The following is a 16,931-nucleotide window of genomic DNA, read 5'->3' as shown; positions in this document are numbered from 1 at the left end:
CCGCCACGCATCTGATGGCCATGGCGCCACTTCACCAAACGCCCCCGCGCGACGCGGCGACAGGCGCGCGCAAGCTGTTGTATGATTTGGGAAACATTCATCGAGCCCAGCATGACCCAACCGCCCTCCCTTCCGCCCGACGCCGCACCCGACCGCCAGCTTGCCGAACGCAATGCCGACCTGGCTGAACTGCTCGGCCATCTGACGACCTGCTGGGATGACGAACGGCGCCTGCTGGCGCGCAAGCTGCACGACAGCCTCGGCTCGTCCATGACGGCCCTGACCATGCACCTGGCCCTGCTGACCCAGCAAATGCCCAAGGAACAGGCCTTGCAGGACCGCACCGCCCAGATGAAGCAACTCCTGATGACCATCATCAATACCAATCGCGACATGCAATTGTCGCTGTGGAACGATAAGTTGGAGTTTCTGGGAATCAAATCGGCGATTGCCGAACTGGTGAGCGATTTCGGCAAGGAGCACCAGCTGCTGGCGCGCTGCAGCCTGCCCGACGACGACGAAGCCTGTGCGCGCGAACACGGCGTGGCCCTGCTGCGGGCGCTGGAAGAAGGCTTGCGCAACATCGCCGCGCATGCGCAGGCGACCGAAGTCGACGTCATTCTTGACGACGGCGGCGACGAGATCATGCTCACGGTGCGCGACAACGGCGTCGGGCCGGGCGAGAAGCCGGGCGACGCGTCCGGCTGCCATGGCCTGCGCCTGCTGCGCGAACGCGCCCGCTACCTGGGCGGGGCGCTCTCGGTCATGCCGGCCCAGCAGCGCGGCACGGTGCTGACCCTGACCCTGCCCAAGGCCGCGCCCGGGCTTTAATGCAGCTTGACCTGCGGCGTGCTGCGCTTGATCAGGAAGCGCGCCAGCGCCAGCACGCCGGTCCGCACCGACCCCAGCACGGCCGCGTGATGCATCAGGTGCAGGCTGACATACATCATGCGCGCAAAGAAACCTTCCACGAACCAGCTCAAGCCCTTCAGCGAGCCCATCAGGCTACCGACGGTGGTGGTCTGGCCGAATGACACCAGCGACCCATAATCCTTGTATTCGTACGGCTTGGCCTGGGGCGCCTTGCCGGCCTGCTGGCGCAGGAAGGTGGCCAGCAGGTAATCGGCCTGCTGGTGCGCGGCCTGGGCGCGCGGCGGCACCATCTTGCCCCCGGCATCGACGCAGGCGGCGCAATCGCCCATGGCGTAGATGTCCGGCGCATCCTTGACGCGTAAAAATCCGTCGACCTCGATCTGGCCGCCCTTGGCCAGCGGCAGGCCGAGCGTGCCAAGGAATTCCGGCGCGCGGATGCCGGCCGCCCACACGCACAGGTCGGAGGGATAGACGTTGCCGTTCTTGTCGCTCACCTGGTCGGGCCCGATGCCAGTCACGCGGCACTCGTTGACCACCTTGATGCCGCGCTCGTGCAACAGCTTCAGGGCCGCGTTCGAGACGCGTTCGGGCAAGGGCGCGAGGATGCGCGGCGCGCCTTCGAGCAGGGTGATGCGCACGTCCTGCTGGGGTTTGAGGTGCTGGAAGCCGTAGGTGGTGTACACCGCGCTCGCTTCGCGCAGCTCGGCCGCCAGTTCGACGCCGGTGGCGCCGCCGCCGATGATGACGATATCGACGCCCGCCGCCGGCTCGTGCGGCTTGCGCGCATCTGCCCGCGCCAGCAATTTGAGCAGTTGCAGGCGGAAGCGCTCGGCGTCTTCGGTCGCGTTCAGGGAAATCGTGTATTCCTTCGCGCCCGGCACGCCGAAATAGTTCGAGGTGCTGCCGACGGCGATCACCAGCGCGCCGAACTCGAGCGTGCGTTCGGGCAGCACTTCTTCTTCCTGCGCCGTGCGGATGGCGCCGATGGTGAGGCGTTTCGCGGCCGCATCGAGCCCGGTCAGCGGGCCGTACACGAAGCTGAAGCCGTTATCGTGCGCCAGCATCTGGTAGGACAAGCCTTCCTGGTGGATATCGAGGGTGCCGGCGGCGACTTCGTGCAGGGACGGTTTCCAGATGTGGTACAGGCGGCTATCGACCAGGAACACCTTGGACGGGCCCAGCTTGCGGCCCAGTTTGCTGGCAAGCTCCAAACCGCCCGCCCCACCACCGACAATCACAATTTCGCCGCGCAAGAGAATCTCCCTGAATTATTTGACAACCTTAGTCTACTGTGATCCGGACAATCGCGCCCACGCTATCGAATTGAGGGGAAGCTCGCGATGCCACCGCCGCGCTTGAAACCGTCGTTCCCGCGCAGGCGGAAACGACGATTGCGGGGCTATCGGCAAAAAGACGTTTTCAACGGAATCCGTTTGTGTCGCGGTCGTGGCCATTGCCGTGACCATTGCCATTGCCGCGGCCATTCCCATTGCCGTGGCCGCGCCCGTCGCGGTCGTGGCGGTCATGACGATCGTAGCCGCGGTCGCGTCCATGATCGCGCTCGCGCCCGCCGCCGCCGCGCATCTCGCGGTAACGCGGCGCATAGGTGTTGGTGTACCACTCGTCGCGCACAAAATAAACCTGGCGCCCGCACGCGTCGTAGCGCGCGCAATGCTTGCTCCATTTTTTCATGTGCCCCGGCGGCACGCGCAGATACACCGGCTCGGGCGCGCCGCGCGCATGGCGCTCGACCACGATCGGCTGGGTATACACCACCGGCGGCCGGCCGAAATCGGCGGGGTCGATGCGTCCGTAAAATCCCGGCTGCCCGATATCGATGCGGACATTGACCTGGGCCTGCCCCGACAGGCTCGCGCCCAGCAGGACGGCGGCGATGAGTAGGTTTTTCATGCTTGCCTCACTAAAAAAGTAGGCGCACCCGGCAGGCGCACCGCCAGCCGCAGGCCGCCACCGGCTTGCCGCTCACCTTGATAAGTTTAGCAAAAGCAACGATTAAGTCGGTGCGCCAGCGTACACAGCCCCTACATGGCGCGGAACAGCGCCATGAACGGCTGGCTGACGGCCAGCGTTTCGGGGCGCGTGCGCAGGCGCAGCACCCCGCGTCCGCTCTCGTCGCGCGCAATCGAGGCGATCGCCTTGAGGTTGACGATGGTCGAGCGGTGAATCTGGCGGAAAGTGGCCGGATCGAGCACGTCGAGCAGCTCGCGGATGGGTTTGCGCAGCAGCGCTTCGCCCTGCGCCGTCATCACCACCGTGTACTTGCTGTCGGCCTGGAAGTACGCCACATCCTCGACCATGATCAGGCGCGTTTCAAGGCCCGCGCTGGCGGTCAGCCACACCAGCGGCTCCACCTTGGGCGCGGCGGGCGGCGCCTGCCCGAGCCGCGCCAGCAAGGCGGCCAGCGCGCCGGCGTCGACCGCGCCGCTGGAAAGGCGCGCCTTCACGCGCCGCACCGTGGCCTCCAGGCGCGCCAGGACCACGGGCTTGAGCAGGTAATCGACCGCGCCGCGCTCGAATGCGTCGATCGCATACTGGTCGTAGGCGGTCACGAACACCACCTGCGTGGCCGGGCTGACCCCGGCCAGCGCGCCGGCCACTTCCAGCCCGCTCAGCCCGGGCATGCGGATGTCGAGAAAGGCCACCTGCGGCTGGTTCGCGGCAATCGCTTCGAGCGCGCTGGCGCCGTCGTCGCAGGCGGCCACGATGCGCAGGTCCGGCCAGGCGGCCGCCAGCAGTTGCACCAGCTCGTCGCGCAGCAGCTGTTCATCTTCCGCAATCACACAATCAGTCATGCTGCTGCGCCTCCGCCGTTACCGTGCTGTGCGCAGTCCCCGAATAAGGAATGCTGATCGTCGCCGCCACCCCGCTCGGATAGTTCGACACGATGGTAAAGCCGGCGGCGCTGCCGTAGGCCAGGCGCAGCCGCTCGCGCACATTGCGCAGGCCGATGCCGGTGCCGCCGCCTTCACTGGAAAAGCCGCGCCCATCGTCGGCCACCGTCAGCGCCAGCACGCCGTCATGCACGCGCGCGATGATCCACACCGTGCCGCCGCCCGCCTTCGCTTCCAGCCCATGCTTGATGGCGTTTTCGACCAGGGTCTGCAGCATCATGGCGGGAAACGGCGCGTCGTGCAAGCGGGCCTCCACCTCGACCTGCAGGCGCAAGCGTGGCCCCATGCGGATCACCAGGATGTCGAGATAGGCGCGCGCCCGTTCCAGCTCCTTGCCCAGGGTCGAGAGCGCGTCGTCGGTGCGCGGCAGTGAATTGCGCAGGTAGGCGATCAGGTTGCCCAGCATCTGGTCGGCGCGGGCCGGATCGCTGCGCGTGAGCAGCTGCGCGCTGGCTAAGGTGTTGTACAAAAAATGCGGCTCGACCTGCGCATGCAGCAGGCTCAGTTTGGCCACGGTCAACTCCTTCTCGGTCGCGCTCTGCACGGCCGCCGCCTGCTCGCTGCGGCGCCGCTCGGCCACCCGGCGCGCCACCGCGCGGCCGATGGCCTCGGCGTTTTCGAGATTGGCGCCGCCGTCGACCAGGAACCAGTCGGTCCAGGCCCAGCGCTCCGGCTCGCAGATCAGGGTCACGCTGCCGGCGTCGCCGTTCGGCGTGACGGTGACGATCACCTGGTTCGCGCTCGGGCCGCTGTGGCCGGTCATTTGCCACAGCACGCCGCCGCGGTAGGGATGCAGGTAGCGGATCTTGGCGCGCACCTGCAGGCTGTCGCGCGCGCTGTCGACCTGCTCGGCGCCGGGCAGGTCGCGGATGGCGGCGTCGATGATGTCGAACGCCTCGCCGGCCTCGAACGGTACCTCGATCTGGCGCCGCTGCCGGCTCGACAAGGTGGCGCCATTGACCTCGCCCGTGAGCAGGCGCACCCGGCGCACATGCGAAAACGCGGTGATGGCGGCAAACGCCATGGTGCCCAGCACCAGCAGCAGCAGCGAGCCGCCGGCCTCGCGCTCGCTGAAGATGGTCTGCGCCACCGTGATCGCCAGCACCGTGCTGGCGATACCCCACGCCAGGGTCATCCGGAAGATAAAAAAGAAACTCGTCATGGTCAGCAATCCAGTCAGGGAGAAGTGGAAACGACTATAGCAAGCGGACCCGGGCGGCCGGAACCGATTCCGACGAAACCGCGCCGGCGCCGACGAACACCGGCTTCGCCCTCCCGGCCGTCCGCCTGGAAGTTTTCCGGCATGCAAGATAGCACACCGGACAAGCCTCGCCCAGCCGCCCCACCGGCGCCACCCTTGCGCGGCAATTGCGCAACATTCCGGGGCCGGACCGCGACCGGCTTTAGATGCATATCAAGCTTTGCCGCAAGGCCGGGCCACACAGCTTTTTCCATGCGGAATGGCAGGTACTATTCCCTTGCAGAAAGAGCTTCTGCAAAGAAAAACAACCGACCAAACTAAGGAGCTGGAATGAACACGACGATCCAACACAAGCGCACCCTGGCCGCACTCGCTTTCATCGCCGCCGGCCTGGGCCTGGGCGTACCGGCCCACGCGGCGCAGGCAACGGCTACTGCCGGCGGCACCGTGGTGACCCCGATCGCCATCACGCCGACGATCCAGCTGGCCTTCGGCAATTTCGCCGCCGCCGTTGGCGGCACCATCACCGTCAGCACCAGCGGTGCGCGCAGCGTCAGCGGCGTGGTGGGCATGAGCGGCCCGGCCACCACGGCCGCCAGGTTCGACATCACCGGCGAGCCAGGCAGCACCTACACCATCACCCACTCCGGCAGCGCCGTGCTGACCAACACCGGCGGCGCCGGCGAAACCATGGCCCTGGCCAAATTCAGCGACCTGACCGGTGCCGACGGCACCAGCGGCGAGGCGACCAGCGGCACCCTGTCCGCCGGCGGCACCCAGTCGCTGTATGTGGGCGGCACCCTGACCGTGGCAGCCAACCAGGTTCCTGGCGTGTATGCCGGCAATGTCATCGCCACCGTTGAATACAACTGACGCGCAGCGCGGCGGCGCGTTGGCCGTGGCGCTGGCCTTGCTGGCAACCGCGCTGGCAGCCGCGCCGGCGCGCGCGCAGTTGAACGCCGCGCCGGCCGGCGGCCTGGCCTTCGGCCGCTTCGCCGCCATCTCCGCCGGCAGCGTCAGCGTCGATGCGCACGGCAACCGCGCGGCCGGCGGCGGGGTGCTGCTGCTGCCGTCGGCGGCGGCGCCGGCCAGGTTCGCCATCAGCGACCACGCGCCGGCCAACGCCAACCTGGTCTACATCGTCAGCCTGCCGGGGGCCGCCAGCATCAGCGCCGGCGCCGGCAGCATGACACTGACCGGGTTTACCAGCGTTCCTGCCGGCGGCGGCGTGCTCACCGGCGGCAGCCAGGTGCTCTCGGTCGGCGCCACCTTGCAGGTCGGCCCGAGCCAGCGCGCCGGCAACTACAGCGGCGCCTTCCACATCACCATCGAATATCAATAGCCGATCATCGTCACGCGAGGCCCACCATGCATTCCACCTTGACTCTCCCGCGCCCCGCGCGCCTGCTTGCCGCCGCTCTGATGGCCGTGCTGCCGCTGCAAGCGCTGGCCGGCCTGATGCTCAATCCGACCCGCGTGGTGTTCACCAAGAACGCCCGCGCCGCCCAGGTTGAACTGATCAACAGCGACAGCACCCCCGCCACCTACCGCATCAGCCTTGTCAACCGGCGCATGAGCGAGAACGGCGAGTTCACCAGTGTCGCCACGGCCGGGCCGGACGACCGCTTCGCCGACGCCATGCTCAGTTTTTCGCCGCGCCAGGTCACCCTGCTGCCCGGCAGCGCCCAGGTGGTGCGCGTGATGCTGCGCAAACCGGAGACGCTGGCGGCCGGCGAATACCGCTCCCACCTGCACTTCGAAAAACTGGCCGACAGCAGCGCCGCCACCAGCGTCGAACAGCAAAGCGCCGGCGCCCAGCAGATCGGCGTGGTGCTCAAGTCCCTGATCGGCGCCTCGATTCCCGTCATCGTGCGGCACCAGACCGGAGGCGCCAGCGTGACCCTCGGGGCGCTGGCGCTGCAAAAGAACAGCCAGGGCGCGCAGCTGGTGTTCCAGATCGCGCGCAGCGGCGACAGCTCGGTGTATGGCGACATCAGCGCCGCCTTCACCCCGCAGGGCGGCGCCGAACAGGTGCTGGCCAGGGCAGCCGGGGTGGCCATCTACACCCCCAATCCGCTGCGCAAGGCCAGCCTGGCCATGCCGGCCGGCGTGAACCTGGCGCGCGGCACCGTGCACCTGCGCTTTCGCGAACGGGCCGAAGCCGGCGGCGCCCTGCTGGCCGAAGCCACGCTGGCCCTGCCCTGACAGGAGCGCGGCCAAAGTCCGCGTCACCATGCATCCGCACCGCCTGCGCCAGCGCGCTTGCCGCCTCTGCCTTCTGTGGTTATTGGCGGTGCTGGTGCTGGCGCCGGCGCGCGCCGCCGACGGTCCCGACCTGGTGCTCGAAGTGCGGCTCGGCGAGCACCTGGTGTCGGACGCCGTCGGCGCCTACCAGCACGGCGACGACATCTACCTGCCGCTCGGCGAACTGGCGCGCCTGCTCACCATCGCCATCCGCACCGAGCCGGCCGACGGCATCGCCAGCGGCTACATCCTCGACGAGCAACGCGGCTTCCGGCTCGACCTGGCGCAGCGCCTGGTGGTGATCGGCGAGCGGCGCGCCGGTGTCGACGCGGCGCGCGTGCTGCGCCACCCGGACGACCTGTACATCGCCAGCCGCCTGCTGGCGCAATGGCTGCCGCTCGACCTCGACATCGACATGGCCAGCCTGGTGCTGCGCGTGCGCGCGCGCGAACCGCTGCCGCTGCAGGCGCGCCTCGAACGCCAGTCGCGCACAGGTCCGGCGCGGCGCGCCGCCCCCGCCCCCGCCCCCGCCTACCCGCGCCTCGACACACCGTACGCGCTGGCCGGCGTGCCCTTTATCGACCAGACCGTGTCCGCCGACCTGCGGCGCGGCGGCAGCACGATCGGCTACACCGCCTACCTCACCACCGATCTGGTGGGCATGGAGGCGGCGCTGTACGTCAGCGCGGCCAACCGCGCGGCCGGCGCCAGCACGCGCATGACCCTGGCCCGCAACGACCCCGACGCCGGCCTGCTCGGTCCCTTTCGCGCACGCACGATCCAGATCGGCAGCGTGCTCGCCACGGGCGTGGCCGACATTGCGCTGGCCAGCAGCGGCCGTGCCGGCGTGGCCATCTCCAACCGCGCGCTCGGCCAGCCGGGGCGCACCGACCGCCACACCCTGCAAGGCGACCTGGCGCCCGGCTGGGACGTGGAACTGTACTTCAACAACGCCCTGATCGGCTTCCAGCAAGCGCGCCCCGATGGCCGCTACCGTTTCGACGACCAGCCCCTGATCTACGGCAGCAATGAATTTCGCCTGGTGTTCCACGGGCCGCTGGGCCAACTGCGCGTCGAGCGCCAGAGCTTCCTGATCGACCAGGCGGTGCTGGCGCCCGGCGCCATCGCCTACAGCGCCAGCGTCCAGGGCGGCGAGCGCGCGCTGGCCCAGGTCGAAGCCGGGGTGCTGCCGCAACTGAGCGCCAGCGGCGGCGTGGCACGCTTGGCGCTGGACGGGCGGCAGCGGCGCTACGCCAACCTCGGCCTGCACGGCTACTGGCGCGCGCTGCTGGCCGACGCCGCGCTGGCGCGCGCCGATGACGGCGGCACGCTGGCCCGGATCGGCATCAAGACGCGGATTGGCGGCATGGCGCTCGGCGCCAGTCACGCGCGCCTGGACGGCTTTAGCAGCGAACTGTTTTTGCCCGACGCCGACCCGCTGCGCAGCCGCGACGAGGTACGGCTCGACGGCCTGCTGCCGGGCGGCGGGCGCACCCCGATCCCGCTGGCGCTGCAACTGCGGCGCGAGCAGCTCGGATCCGGCGCCACCCGGCACGAGGCCGGCGCGCGCCTGTCCGCGTACAGCCAGGGCACGGCCATGAGCGGCAACCTCCACTGGCGCGCCAGCGGTAGCGCGCGCCAGGCCGACGGAGGCGTGCAGGCCAGCCGGCGCGTGGCCGGCGTGGGCATCAGCGGCCAGCTGCAATACGCCATCCTGCCCGAGGCCGGCATCACGTCGCTGGCGCTGGCGGCCGACAAACTGGTCGGCGACGGCATCCTTCTCAACGGCGCCGTCGCGCGCACCTTCGCCGACCCGCAGCTGCGCTGGAGCGCCTCGCTCAACAAGGGTGTGGGCAGCGTCGGCCTGGGCGTGAGCGCGTTCTACACCAGCCGCGGCGCCTATGGTCGCGGGGTCCAGCTGTTCATGGCGCTGGGCCGGGAACCGCGAAGCGGGCGCTGGCTGCACGACGCCGTGCCCATGGCCGGCGGCGGCGCGGCCTCGGTCCGCGTCTTTCTCGACAAGAACGACAACGGCGTGATGGATGGCGACGACGAACCGATCAAGGGCGCGGGATTTGCCGTCAACGGCGGCGCCCACCTGGCGCGCAGCGGCGACGACGGCGTGGCCTACCTGAACCGGCTGCCGGCGCACCAGCACGCCGACATCGCGATCGATCCGGGCACACTGGAAGACCCGCAATGGCAGGCGCGCGAAGCGGGACGGCGGCTGGTCCCGCGGCCGGGCAAGGTCAGCCGGCTGGAAGTGGCGGTGGGCGTCACGGGCGAGATTGACGGCACCACCTGGCTGTCTGGCGCGGGCGGCCAGCGCGGCATGGGCGACTTCGAGCTCGAACTGCTCGACCGGGGCGGCAAAGTGATCGGCAAGACAACCAGCGGCGCCGACGGCTACTACGTGCTGGCCGGCATCGCCCCGGGCAACTACCTGCTGCGCATCGCCCCGACCCAGCTCGTCAGGCTAGGCTTGCAAGAGACCGGCATGCACCTGATCACCATCGACAGCACCGGCACTATCATCAACGGCAAAGACTTCCACGTCATCAGATGATCCCCCAAACGCATCAGAAACGCCCGACAACCGGGGTCAGAGCTTTAATTCGCAACATTTCATATTCTTGCAAAACCGCGCACCCCGCAGATGTCGCTAACTTAAGCTCCGTCGTTCCCGCGTAGGGAATCCAAGGCACTGTCGCTCAGCAAAGATGCCTTGGATTCCCGCCTGCGCGGGAATGACGGAACCTAGTGCTGTGGCAAAAAGAGCTTAACTTAGCGGCATGAAGGTCAGACCCCGGTTGGGAGGGGCTCAGGCGGGCTTGGCTTGCTCCGCGATCCATTGGTCGATGATTTTGGCGAGCACATCCATCGGCACGGAGCCGTTTTTGAGGATGACGTCGTGGAACGCGGGCAAGGTGAAGCGCTCGCCCAGCGCCAGCCGGGCCTTGTCGCGCAGTTCGAGGATGCGCAGCATGCCGAGCATGTAGGCGCAGGCCTGCCCAGGCCACACCACGTAGCGCTCGACCTCGGCCGCGCCAATGCCGTAGTCGATCGCTTGCTGGCGCGTCCAGCCCTTGCTGTGCAGGCCGGTGTCGACCACCAGCCGGCGCGCGCGGAACAGTTCGGACCCGAGCGCACCGAGCAAACCCGGCACGTCGCCTTCGTACCAGCCCTGCTCCACCGCCAGCCGCTCGGTGTACAGCGCCCAGCCTTCCGAGTGCGCGCTGCCGCCGCCAAAAATGCGCTGCGTGCGGAATTTGGGCAGGCCGCCAAGCTCTTGCTGGATGGCGAGCTGGAAGTGGTGGCCCGGCACCGCTTCGTGATACGCCAAACTGCGCATGCGGATCATGTCGAACGTCGGCCCGCGCATCGGTACCCAGAAGATGCCGGGCAGGCTGCCGTCCGGCGCGGGCAGGCTGTAGTGCGCCGAGGCGCTGCCTTCGGTCAGCGGCGGTTCGCGCCGCACTTCCACCGGCGCGCGCGGCATCAGGTTGAACAGCTTGGCGCTGCGCTGTTCGGCATCCTTGACCATCGCGACGTAGCTGGCCAGGATGGCCGCGCGCGGATCGGGGTCGGCCCCCGGCTGGAAGGTTTTGTCGAGCGCTTTCATGCGCACGTCGATGCTGCCTTCGGTAAAACCCAACTGGCGCAGGTGGCGGTCCATCTCGCCCTCGATGCGCGCCACTTCGCGCAGCCCGATCGCGTGGATCTGCGCCGCGCTCAGGGTGGTGCCGGTGTAGCTGGCCAGGGCGTGGCTGTAGGCGGCGGCGCCGTCGGGCAGGCGCGCGATGCCGGCGTCGTCGCCAGTCTTCGGGTGCAGTTCGGCCAGCAGCGCCTGGGTCCTGGCATACGCCGGCAAAATGCGCTTGCCGACAATCGCGGTGGCCTTGCCGATGGCGGCGGCGCGCGCTTGCGGGCTCAGGTCGGCCAGCGCGGTGCTGCGTTCGGCGAGCGAGGTCACCAGCACGTTTTTATCGGCCGACGGCTTGAGGAAGGCGTCGACCTGCCCCTGCGCGCGTTCGAGGATGAAGCGCGGCGGCAGCATGCCGCGCGCCGCGCTGGCACGCGCACGCGCGCTGGCCTGGTCCATGCGCTCGCCGATCTGCGCCAGGCGCGCCAGGTAGCTGTCGACATCGGCCGCGCGCCGCATGGGGTGCGTGCTGGTCATGAAGTTGACCAGCGCGATATGCGTGCCGCCAAATTGCGAGAACACGAACGCGTGGTCGTCGAAACGCTCGCCGGCCACATGATTGGCCAGCGACCAGCGCATGGTTTCGGCGGACACGCGTTGGGTGGCGTCGAGCGGGCCGGCCAGAAAACGGTCCAGGCGCGCCACGCCGGCCTTGGCCAGCGCCGTATATTTTGCGCGCTGCGCCGGTGTGATCGGCGCCAGCTGGCGGTCCAGCGCTTGCTGTTCGGCGCCGGAAAAATACTGGTCGCCGGTGGCGCGCTGGGGCGACAGGCGCACCCAGTCGGCGGCAAAACCGTCGGCCCATTTGTCGAAGGCCGCATCGCGCTTTTCCACGCCGGCCAGCGCGCTCGCGCCAGCGGCGGCCAGCGCCGGCAAGGCGGCGCCGCCGAGCGACAGCGCCACCAGCGCGGCGGTCAGGCAAGGCGCGAGGGCGCGGCGGAACGGTGTATGCATGCGAAAGTCTCCTGGTCTATGTGTCGTGGGCTTGTTGCAGACGGCCTGCTTTCAAGCGCGACAGAATTTATCATGGATTCCGACAAGAAACCACAGCGCCGGCATGGAACAAAGCCCGACGGGACGCCCGTCAATACAAGAGAAACGCCCGATCGGCGCGCGCCGGCACAGTCAGCCAGCGCGACAAAAAACGACAATTGCTTACCTTAAGGGACTGGATCGACAGCCCCGACTGCGGTAGCATGGCGGGCCACGATGCCAGAGCTTGTTGCCGCGCAAGCGGTACAATGCCGCCATCCCCAGTCATTCGTCAAAGGTCATTGCATGTACATCAAGAATACCGTCCTGGCGGCCGCCGCCATGTTGCTGGCAGCGAACGCCCACGCCCAGTTCGCCGTCACCGGCGAAGTCGGCACCACCGGCGTCGGCGCCCACGTGATTTTCCCGATGGAAAAAACGCTGAACGCCCGTTTCGGCGCCAGCTACTTCCAGCACGAATACAACGATACCGCCAGCACCCTGAGCTACACCATGAAAGCCAAGCTGCAAAATATCGATGTGCTGTTCGACTGGCACCTGATCGATAACAGCCCGTTCCGCCTGACCGGCGGCGTGGTCTACAACGGTAACAAGATCAGCATGGTGGCGCGCCAGGATTCGAACGGCAACTTCAACATCAACGGCAAGACCTACGCCGCCAGCCAGGTCGGCATCCTCAACGGCGGCATCGAGTACAACAAGGGCGCGCCTTACATCGGCGTGGGCTGGGGCAATGCCCTGAGCACCGACAAGAAGTGGCACGTCAGCGCCGACCTGGGCGCGTTGTGGCAGGGTCATCCGAAGGGCCGCCTGACCAATTCGCAATGTACCGGTACCGCCGCCGTCTGCACGGTGCTGGCGCGCGACGTGGCCACCGAGCGCGTGAAAATGGAAGCCGACGTCGAGGCCTACAAGGTCTATCCGGTGCTGCGCGCCGGTATCAGCTACCGTTTCTGATCAGCAAGCACTAACAGCGCGCCGCGCGGGCGTGGTTTTGGGTAGGATATCCTTTTTACAAGGGAGTGCGCCATGAAACCACGCTGTCACCCGCTCGCGGCGCTTGCCGCCTGCTGCATGCTCATGCTGGCCATGGCCGGCTGTGGCGACAAGCCCGAACCGACCAAGCCGCAAGTAGCGACGGCCGCATCGAGCGCGTAGGCCTTTTGCGCCCCGGCAAGCGCCGGACAGAGTAAACTACGCCCTTGTTCTTTTGCCGCAAGGTCGCTTCCCCATGTCTTTTGATTCCCTCGGTCTGATCGACCCTCTCGTGCGCACGCTCGACGCGCTCGGCTACAGCACGCCCACGCCCGTGCAGGCGCAAGCCATTCCCGCCGTGCTGGCCGGACGCGACATGATGGCCGCCGCCCAGACCGGCACCGGCAAGACCGCCGGCTTTGCCCTGCCCCTGTTGCAGCGCCTGACCCTGCAGGGCCAGGTCGGCGCCAACGCGGTGCGCGTGCTGGTGCTGGTGCCCACGCGCGAACTGGCCGAGCAGGTGCACGAGAGTTTCCGCGCCTACGGCGCCGGCTTGCCGCTACGCACCCATGTGGCCTACGGCGGCGTCAGCATCAATCCGCAAATGATGAAGCTGCGCAAGGGACTCGACGTGCTGGTGGCCACCCCCGGCCGCCTGCTCGACCTGTACCGCCAGAACGCGCTCAAATTCGACCAGCTCGAGACGCTGGTGCTGGACGAAGCCGACCGCATGCTCGACCTGGGCTTTTCGCGCGAACTGGACGCGGTGTTCGCGGCCCTGCCGAAAAAACGCCAGACCCTGCTGTTTTCGGCCACGTTTTCGGACGAGATCCGCGCGCTGGCCGGCAAGTTGCTGAGCGATCCGCTCAGCATCGAGGTCAGCCCGCGCAACAGCACGGTCAAGCGCATCCGCCAGTGGGTGGTGCCGGTCGACAAAAAACGCAAGCCGGAATTGTTTCTCCATCTGCTGAAAAAACACCGCTGGGGCCAGGTGCTGGTGTTCGTCAAGACGCGCAAGGGCGTCGAGCAGCTGGTCGAGACCTTGCAGGCGCAGGGCATCGCGGCCGATTCGATCCATGGCGACAAGCCGCAGCCGGCCCGCCTGCGCGCGCTCGAGCGCTTCAAGGCGGGCGAAGCGAAGATTCTGGTGGCAACCGACGTGGCCGCGCGCGGGCTCGATATCGACGACTTGCCGCAGGTGGTCAATTTCGACCTGCCGATCGTGGCCGAAGACTACATCCACCGCACCGGCCGCACCGGCCGCGCGGGCGCCTCGGGCGAGGCGGTCTCGCTGGTGTGCGCGGATGAAGTGCAATTGCTGGCCGCCATCGAAATCCTGACGAAGCAGACCCTGGAACGGATCGAGGAACCTGGCTTCTCGCCGGAACACCGAGTGCCGGTCACCAACACCACCGGCGAAGTGCTGAAAAAACCGAAGAAGCCGAAGAAAGCCAAGGTCGCCGGCGACGTCTCGAACGTCGACGTGCGCTTCCGCCCGCGCTAGGCGATCGGGAAGCCGGGCGGGTCTTGCAGCACTCTGTTAGGACTCGCACAACACGGGCGGTGATAACGCCTTGCTGCCATGGACAAACGGGCATCTGTACTGGAGATGATGGCGACTCTGCGCCGGTAATAGCCTGTGCGCCAAGGTTCCATTGGGGTATCATACGGCTCAAGCCACAAACCGTCAGACCCTATGCCTCAGCCTCTTCCATTCGTTCCCGCAGCCATGCTGAACGTCGCAGCACTAAAGGCAAGCTGTGCAGGGTGCAGCATGCACCAGCTCTGCCTGCCGATGGGACTCGAAAACGACGACATCACCCGGCTCGACAACATCATCGGCAAGCGCCGCCGCCTGTTGCGCGACGAACGCCTGTACCAGATGGACGAGCCGTTCCGCAACCTGTACGCGATCCGCTTCGGGCACTTCAAGACCTACCAGGTCAATGCCAACGGCGAGCAGCAGATCACCGGTTTCCAGATGGCCGGCGAACTGCTGGGCATGGACGCCATCAGCGGCGAGCGCCACCATTGCGACGCGGTCGCGCTCGAAGACAGCGAAGTGTGCGAAATTCCGTTCGAGCGCCTGGAAGAACTGTTCGGCCAGGTGCCGACCCTGCTGCGCCATTTCCACCGCATCATGAGCCAGGAAATCACGCGTGAGCAGAATGTCATGCTGTTGCTGGGAAATATGCGGGCGGAACAGCGCTTTGCCGTGTTCCTGGTCAACCTGTCGGCACGCTACGCGGCACGCGGCTACTCGGCCACCAGCTTCCAGCTGCGCATGTCGCGCGAAGATATCGGCAACTACCTGGGGTTGACCATCGAAAGCATCAGCCGCCTGCTGTCGCGCTTTAAAAAGCAGGGCTGGATCAGCGTCGACAAGCGCGAACTGACCCTGCTCGACCCGGCCATGCTCAAGGCACTGGCCGCCGGCACCGAGCAGTGCAGCCCGATGGCGTAAGCCGGGGGCGCCCGGCGAGGGGCGCTCAGGCGGGCAGCCCGCCGCGCGCCGGCGCGGCTGAGCCTTGCGCGAGCCAGGCCGCGAGGTCTGTTTCCAGGCTGCCACTGCTGCTCATGGCCAGCACCGAGCACTTCGGATGGCCGGTAAAGCGCAACACCACAACCGGTACGCCGGACACCGCCATGAATACCCGCTCGCCCTTGCTGGCGTTGAACCATCCCGAATAATATCCGACGGCGGCGATGCCGTTCCTCTTGGTCGAGATGCCCAGGCTGCGCACGTCGGGCAGGCGCTCGATCGCAGGCGCACGGATGTCCGCGCGCGCCAGCCTGAAAGTATAGAAGGCATGCCTGACCACAATGTCGTCGGCGCCCAGTTCGACCGAGTGACGCATCAGCATGCTTGCGCAGAGAGCCAGGACGAACAATCCCGATGCCACGAGTAGGCCGCCGACCAATCCGGTTTCCATGGCCCCCGGCACTTTTTGGTGCGGGGTCAGGTAATAGAAGAACGTGCTCAGCAGAAGCGGCACCGCGATCAGCATGCCGATCAAGAAAACTTGCTTGTTGGAAGTTGGAATGTCGATTTTCATCATCCGGGTATCCCGTCCTGGCGTGGTTGGCTGTATTTATCAGACAGCAGCAGGACAGTATAGTTCACGCACGGATTGCCCGAGCCGGAGCGCATGCGACAGCGAGTGCGCGTCCGGGCCCGGGCAAGCCGCCAGCCAGGCACCGCCCCTAGAACGGCGGATGCGGATCGTCCGGAATCACCACCAGATAATAGGTCAGCATGCTGGCCAGCGCGCAAAAGACCCAGAAGAAGAAAAAGCCGAGCGTGTACACCGCCATCGGCGAGAGCGCGCTCTCGCCCACGTGCAGCGTTTCGCGCGGGTCGAACAGCGCAAAGAAGCAGCCTTCGGCCAGCATCGCCGCCAGGAAGGCGGGCCACAGTACTTTCATCGCAAGTCGCATTCAAGCCTCCCCTCTTATTTGTTAGCTGGTTCCCCAGCCGGTTCCAGCGCGTCCGCCTTGATCGCCAGCGCCTGCTCGCGCGGCCAGTGCCAGGCCGCCGCCAGGCGCCAGTCATTCTTGCCGCCTTCGACCACGACCTGCCAGCGCGCCCGCTCAAGCATCGGCAGGGCCACTGAAAAACGCCCCTCTCCATCCGGGATCACGTCGAGCTTGCGATCCTTTTCAGGCTGGGTGGCGTGCGCCAGGTGGATGCTGAATGGCGCGCTCAAGGGCTGCCCGCCGCTGCTCAACGTCCCGGCCAGTTTTTCAGTGGCCGGATCGTAGCGCGCATCGAAACCGAGGCGCATGGCGCTGGCCGCGCGGTCGCGCCGCAAGTCCTGGTTGATGGCCTTGCCCTTCTTGTAGTAGTCGTCGACGACCATGGCGTCCTGGCCGCGATAGGCAATGATGCCGAGGTTGACGCCGGCCACCACCACGATGGCGGGACCGAGCATCAGCAACCACGGCCAGCGGTGCTTGTACCACGGCTTGGGCGGCGGGTTCAGAGGTGAGGCGGTTTGCATGCGAGTCTCCTTTTTTACTTATTCTGGCA

At 67.2% G+C, this 16,931-nt stretch carries 17 protein-coding genes; 9 read left to right on the top strand and 8 right to left on the bottom strand.

The genetic code is table 11. From position 1 onward, the window contains the following. Positions 1 to 111: 111 nt before the first annotated feature. Positions 112 to 831, top strand: a complete 720-nt coding sequence (locus tag F1609_RS04780) for a sensor histidine kinase (protein ID WP_167075202.1) — start codon at positions 112 to 114, stop codon at positions 829 to 831. Here F1609_RS04780 and F1609_RS04775 read toward each other — a convergent pair. From F1609_RS04775 to F1609_RS04760, 4 genes are all read right to left on the bottom strand, one after another. Continuing rightward, positions 828 to 2,126, bottom strand: coding sequence for an NAD(P)/FAD-dependent oxidoreductase (locus F1609_RS04775; protein WP_167075200.1), 1,299 nt, complete (start codon positions 2,124 to 2,126; stop codon positions 828 to 830). The genes F1609_RS04780 and F1609_RS04775 overlap by 4 nt on opposite strands. A gap of 166 nt (positions 2,127 to 2,292) precedes the next feature. Further along, complete coding sequence (locus F1609_RS04770; protein ID WP_167075198.1) at positions 2,293 to 2,784, bottom strand: hypothetical protein; 492 nt, start codon at positions 2,782 to 2,784, stop codon at positions 2,293 to 2,295. Between the two features lie 131 nt (positions 2,785 to 2,915). After that, positions 2,916 to 3,686 (bottom strand): LytR/AlgR family response regulator transcription factor, encoded by a 771-nt coding sequence (locus F1609_RS04765; RefSeq protein ID WP_167075196.1) that lies wholly within the window; start codon positions 3,684 to 3,686, stop codon positions 2,916 to 2,918. Next, entirely contained in the window at positions 3,679 to 4,947 is a 1,269-nt protein-coding gene (locus tag F1609_RS04760; RefSeq protein ID WP_167075194.1) for a histidine kinase, read from the bottom strand. Before F1609_RS04760 ends, F1609_RS04765 begins: the two co-directional genes overlap by 8 nt. 369 nt (positions 4,948 to 5,316) lie before the next feature. Here F1609_RS04760 and F1609_RS04755 point away from each other — a divergent pair, with 369 nt between their 5' ends. The 4 genes from F1609_RS04755 to F1609_RS04740 are packed head-to-tail and all read left to right on the top strand — an operon-like array spanning position 5,317 to position 9,796. Further along, entirely contained in the window at positions 5,317 to 5,859 is a 543-nt protein-coding gene (locus tag F1609_RS04755) for a DUF4402 domain-containing protein (RefSeq protein ID WP_167075192.1), read from the top strand. Continuing rightward, on the top strand, positions 5,846 to 6,328 hold the full coding sequence (locus F1609_RS04750) for a DUF4402 domain-containing protein (RefSeq protein ID WP_167075190.1): 483 nt from the start codon (positions 5,846 to 5,848) through the stop codon (positions 6,326 to 6,328). Before F1609_RS04755 ends, F1609_RS04750 begins: the two co-directional genes overlap by 14 nt. 26 nt (positions 6,329 to 6,354) lie before the next feature. Beyond that, complete coding sequence (locus F1609_RS04745) at positions 6,355 to 7,191, top strand: fimbrial biogenesis chaperone (protein WP_167075188.1); 837 nt, start codon at positions 6,355 to 6,357, stop codon at positions 7,189 to 7,191. A 28-nt stretch (positions 7,192 to 7,219) separates the two neighbouring features. Then, positions 7,220 to 9,796: a hypothetical protein gene (locus tag F1609_RS04740; RefSeq protein ID WP_167075186.1), complete on the top strand. Its 2,577-nt coding sequence runs from the start codon at positions 7,220 to 7,222 to the stop codon at positions 9,794 to 9,796. Positions 9,797 to 10,051: 255 nt separating this feature from the next. On the opposite strand, the gene F1609_RS04735 is transcribed toward F1609_RS04740, so the two are convergent. Next, a complete protein-coding gene (locus F1609_RS04735; RefSeq protein ID WP_167075184.1) occupies positions 10,052 to 11,887 on the bottom strand; it encodes a DUF885 domain-containing protein in 1,836 nt (611 codons plus the stop codon). 324 nt (positions 11,888 to 12,211) lie between these two features. On the opposite strand from F1609_RS04735, the gene F1609_RS04730 reads away from it, so the two are divergent. From F1609_RS04730 to fnr, 4 genes are all read left to right on the top strand, one after another. Further along, positions 12,212 to 12,883 (top strand): hypothetical protein, encoded by a 672-nt coding sequence (locus F1609_RS04730; protein ID WP_167075182.1) that lies wholly within the window; start codon positions 12,212 to 12,214, stop codon positions 12,881 to 12,883. 72 nt (positions 12,884 to 12,955) lie between these two features. Beyond that, complete coding sequence (locus tag F1609_RS35020) at positions 12,956 to 13,084, top strand: hypothetical protein (RefSeq protein ID WP_267876769.1); 129 nt, start codon at positions 12,956 to 12,958, stop codon at positions 13,082 to 13,084. Positions 13,085 to 13,157: 73 nt separating this feature from the next. Further along, a complete protein-coding gene (rhlE1, locus tag F1609_RS04725; RefSeq protein ID WP_167075180.1) occupies positions 13,158 to 14,405 on the top strand; it encodes an RNA helicase RhlE1 in 1,248 nt (415 codons plus the stop codon). Between the two features lie 192 nt (positions 14,406 to 14,597). Then, the gene (gene fnr / locus F1609_RS04720; protein WP_167075178.1) at positions 14,598 to 15,365 is read left to right on the top strand and encodes a fumarate/nitrate reduction transcriptional regulator Fnr; all 768 of its coding nucleotides are present in this window, start codon (positions 14,598 to 14,600) and stop codon (positions 15,363 to 15,365) included. 25 nt (positions 15,366 to 15,390) lie between these two features. Here fnr and F1609_RS04715 read toward each other — a convergent pair whose 3' ends face one another. From F1609_RS04715 to F1609_RS04705, 3 genes are all read right to left on the bottom strand, one after another. Next, on the bottom strand, positions 15,391 to 15,960 hold the full coding sequence (locus F1609_RS04715) for a hypothetical protein (RefSeq protein WP_167075176.1): 570 nt from the start codon (positions 15,958 to 15,960) through the stop codon (positions 15,391 to 15,393). 145 nt (positions 15,961 to 16,105) lie between these two features. Continuing rightward, positions 16,106 to 16,327, bottom strand: a complete 222-nt coding sequence (locus F1609_RS04710) for a hypothetical protein (protein ID WP_187367122.1) — start codon at positions 16,325 to 16,327, stop codon at positions 16,106 to 16,108. A gap of 26 nt (positions 16,328 to 16,353) precedes the next feature. Further along, positions 16,354 to 16,902 (bottom strand): FixH family protein, encoded by a 549-nt coding sequence (locus F1609_RS04705; RefSeq protein WP_167075174.1) that lies wholly within the window; start codon positions 16,900 to 16,902, stop codon positions 16,354 to 16,356. Between the last annotated feature and the right edge of the window lie 29 nt (positions 16,903 to 16,931).

It is taken from the genome of Massilia aquatica (assembly GCF_011682045.1).
GTDB lineage: Bacteria > Pseudomonadota > Gammaproteobacteria > Burkholderiales > Burkholderiaceae_D > Telluria_A > Telluria_A aquatica.
Note: the sequence above shows the minus strand (reverse complement) of the source record. Positions and strands in the feature narration are given on the sequence as shown.

Bases quoted from the DNA above. Each gene is read 5' to 3' on its own strand.
- F1609_RS04780 (WP_167075202.1), top strand. From the start codon at position 112: ATGACCCAACCGCCCTCCCTTCCGCCCGACGCCGCACCCGACCGCCAG.
- F1609_RS04770 (WP_167075198.1), bottom strand. From the start codon at position 2,784: ATGAAAAACCTACTCATCGCCGCCGTCCTGCTGGGCGCGAGCCTGTCG.
- F1609_RS04765 (WP_167075196.1), bottom strand. From the start codon at position 3,686: ATGACTGATTGTGTGATTGCGGAAGATGAACAGCTGCTGCGCGACGAG.
- F1609_RS04760 (WP_167075194.1), bottom strand. From the start codon at position 4,947: ATGACGAGTTTCTTTTTTATCTTCCGGATGACCCTGGCGTGGGGTATC.
- F1609_RS04755 (WP_167075192.1), top strand. From the start codon at position 5,317: ATGAACACGACGATCCAACACAAGCGCACCCTGGCCGCACTCGCTTTC.
- F1609_RS04745 (WP_167075188.1), top strand. From the start codon at position 6,355: ATGCATTCCACCTTGACTCTCCCGCGCCCCGCGCGCCTGCTTGCCGCC.
- F1609_RS04740 (WP_167075186.1), top strand. From the start codon at position 7,220: ATGCATCCGCACCGCCTGCGCCAGCGCGCTTGCCGCCTCTGCCTTCTG.
- F1609_RS04735 (WP_167075184.1), bottom strand. From the start codon at position 11,887: ATGCATACACCGTTCCGCCGCGCCCTCGCGCCTTGCCTGACCGCCGCG.
- F1609_RS04730 (WP_167075182.1), top strand. From the start codon at position 12,212: ATGTACATCAAGAATACCGTCCTGGCGGCCGCCGCCATGTTGCTGGCA.
- F1609_RS35020 (WP_267876769.1), top strand. From the start codon at position 12,956: ATGAAACCACGCTGTCACCCGCTCGCGGCGCTTGCCGCCTGCTGCATG.
- rhlE1 (WP_167075180.1), top strand. From the start codon at position 13,158: ATGTCTTTTGATTCCCTCGGTCTGATCGACCCTCTCGTGCGCACGCTC.
- fnr (WP_167075178.1), top strand. From the start codon at position 14,598: ATGCCTCAGCCTCTTCCATTCGTTCCCGCAGCCATGCTGAACGTCGCA.
- F1609_RS04715 (WP_167075176.1), bottom strand. From the start codon at position 15,960: ATGATGAAAATCGACATTCCAACTTCCAACAAGCAAGTTTTCTTGATC.
- F1609_RS04710 (WP_187367122.1), bottom strand. From the start codon at position 16,327: ATGAAAGTACTGTGGCCCGCCTTCCTGGCGGCGATGCTGGCCGAAGGC.
- F1609_RS04705 (WP_167075174.1), bottom strand. From the start codon at position 16,902: ATGCAAACCGCCTCACCTCTGAACCCGCCGCCCAAGCCGTGGTACAAG.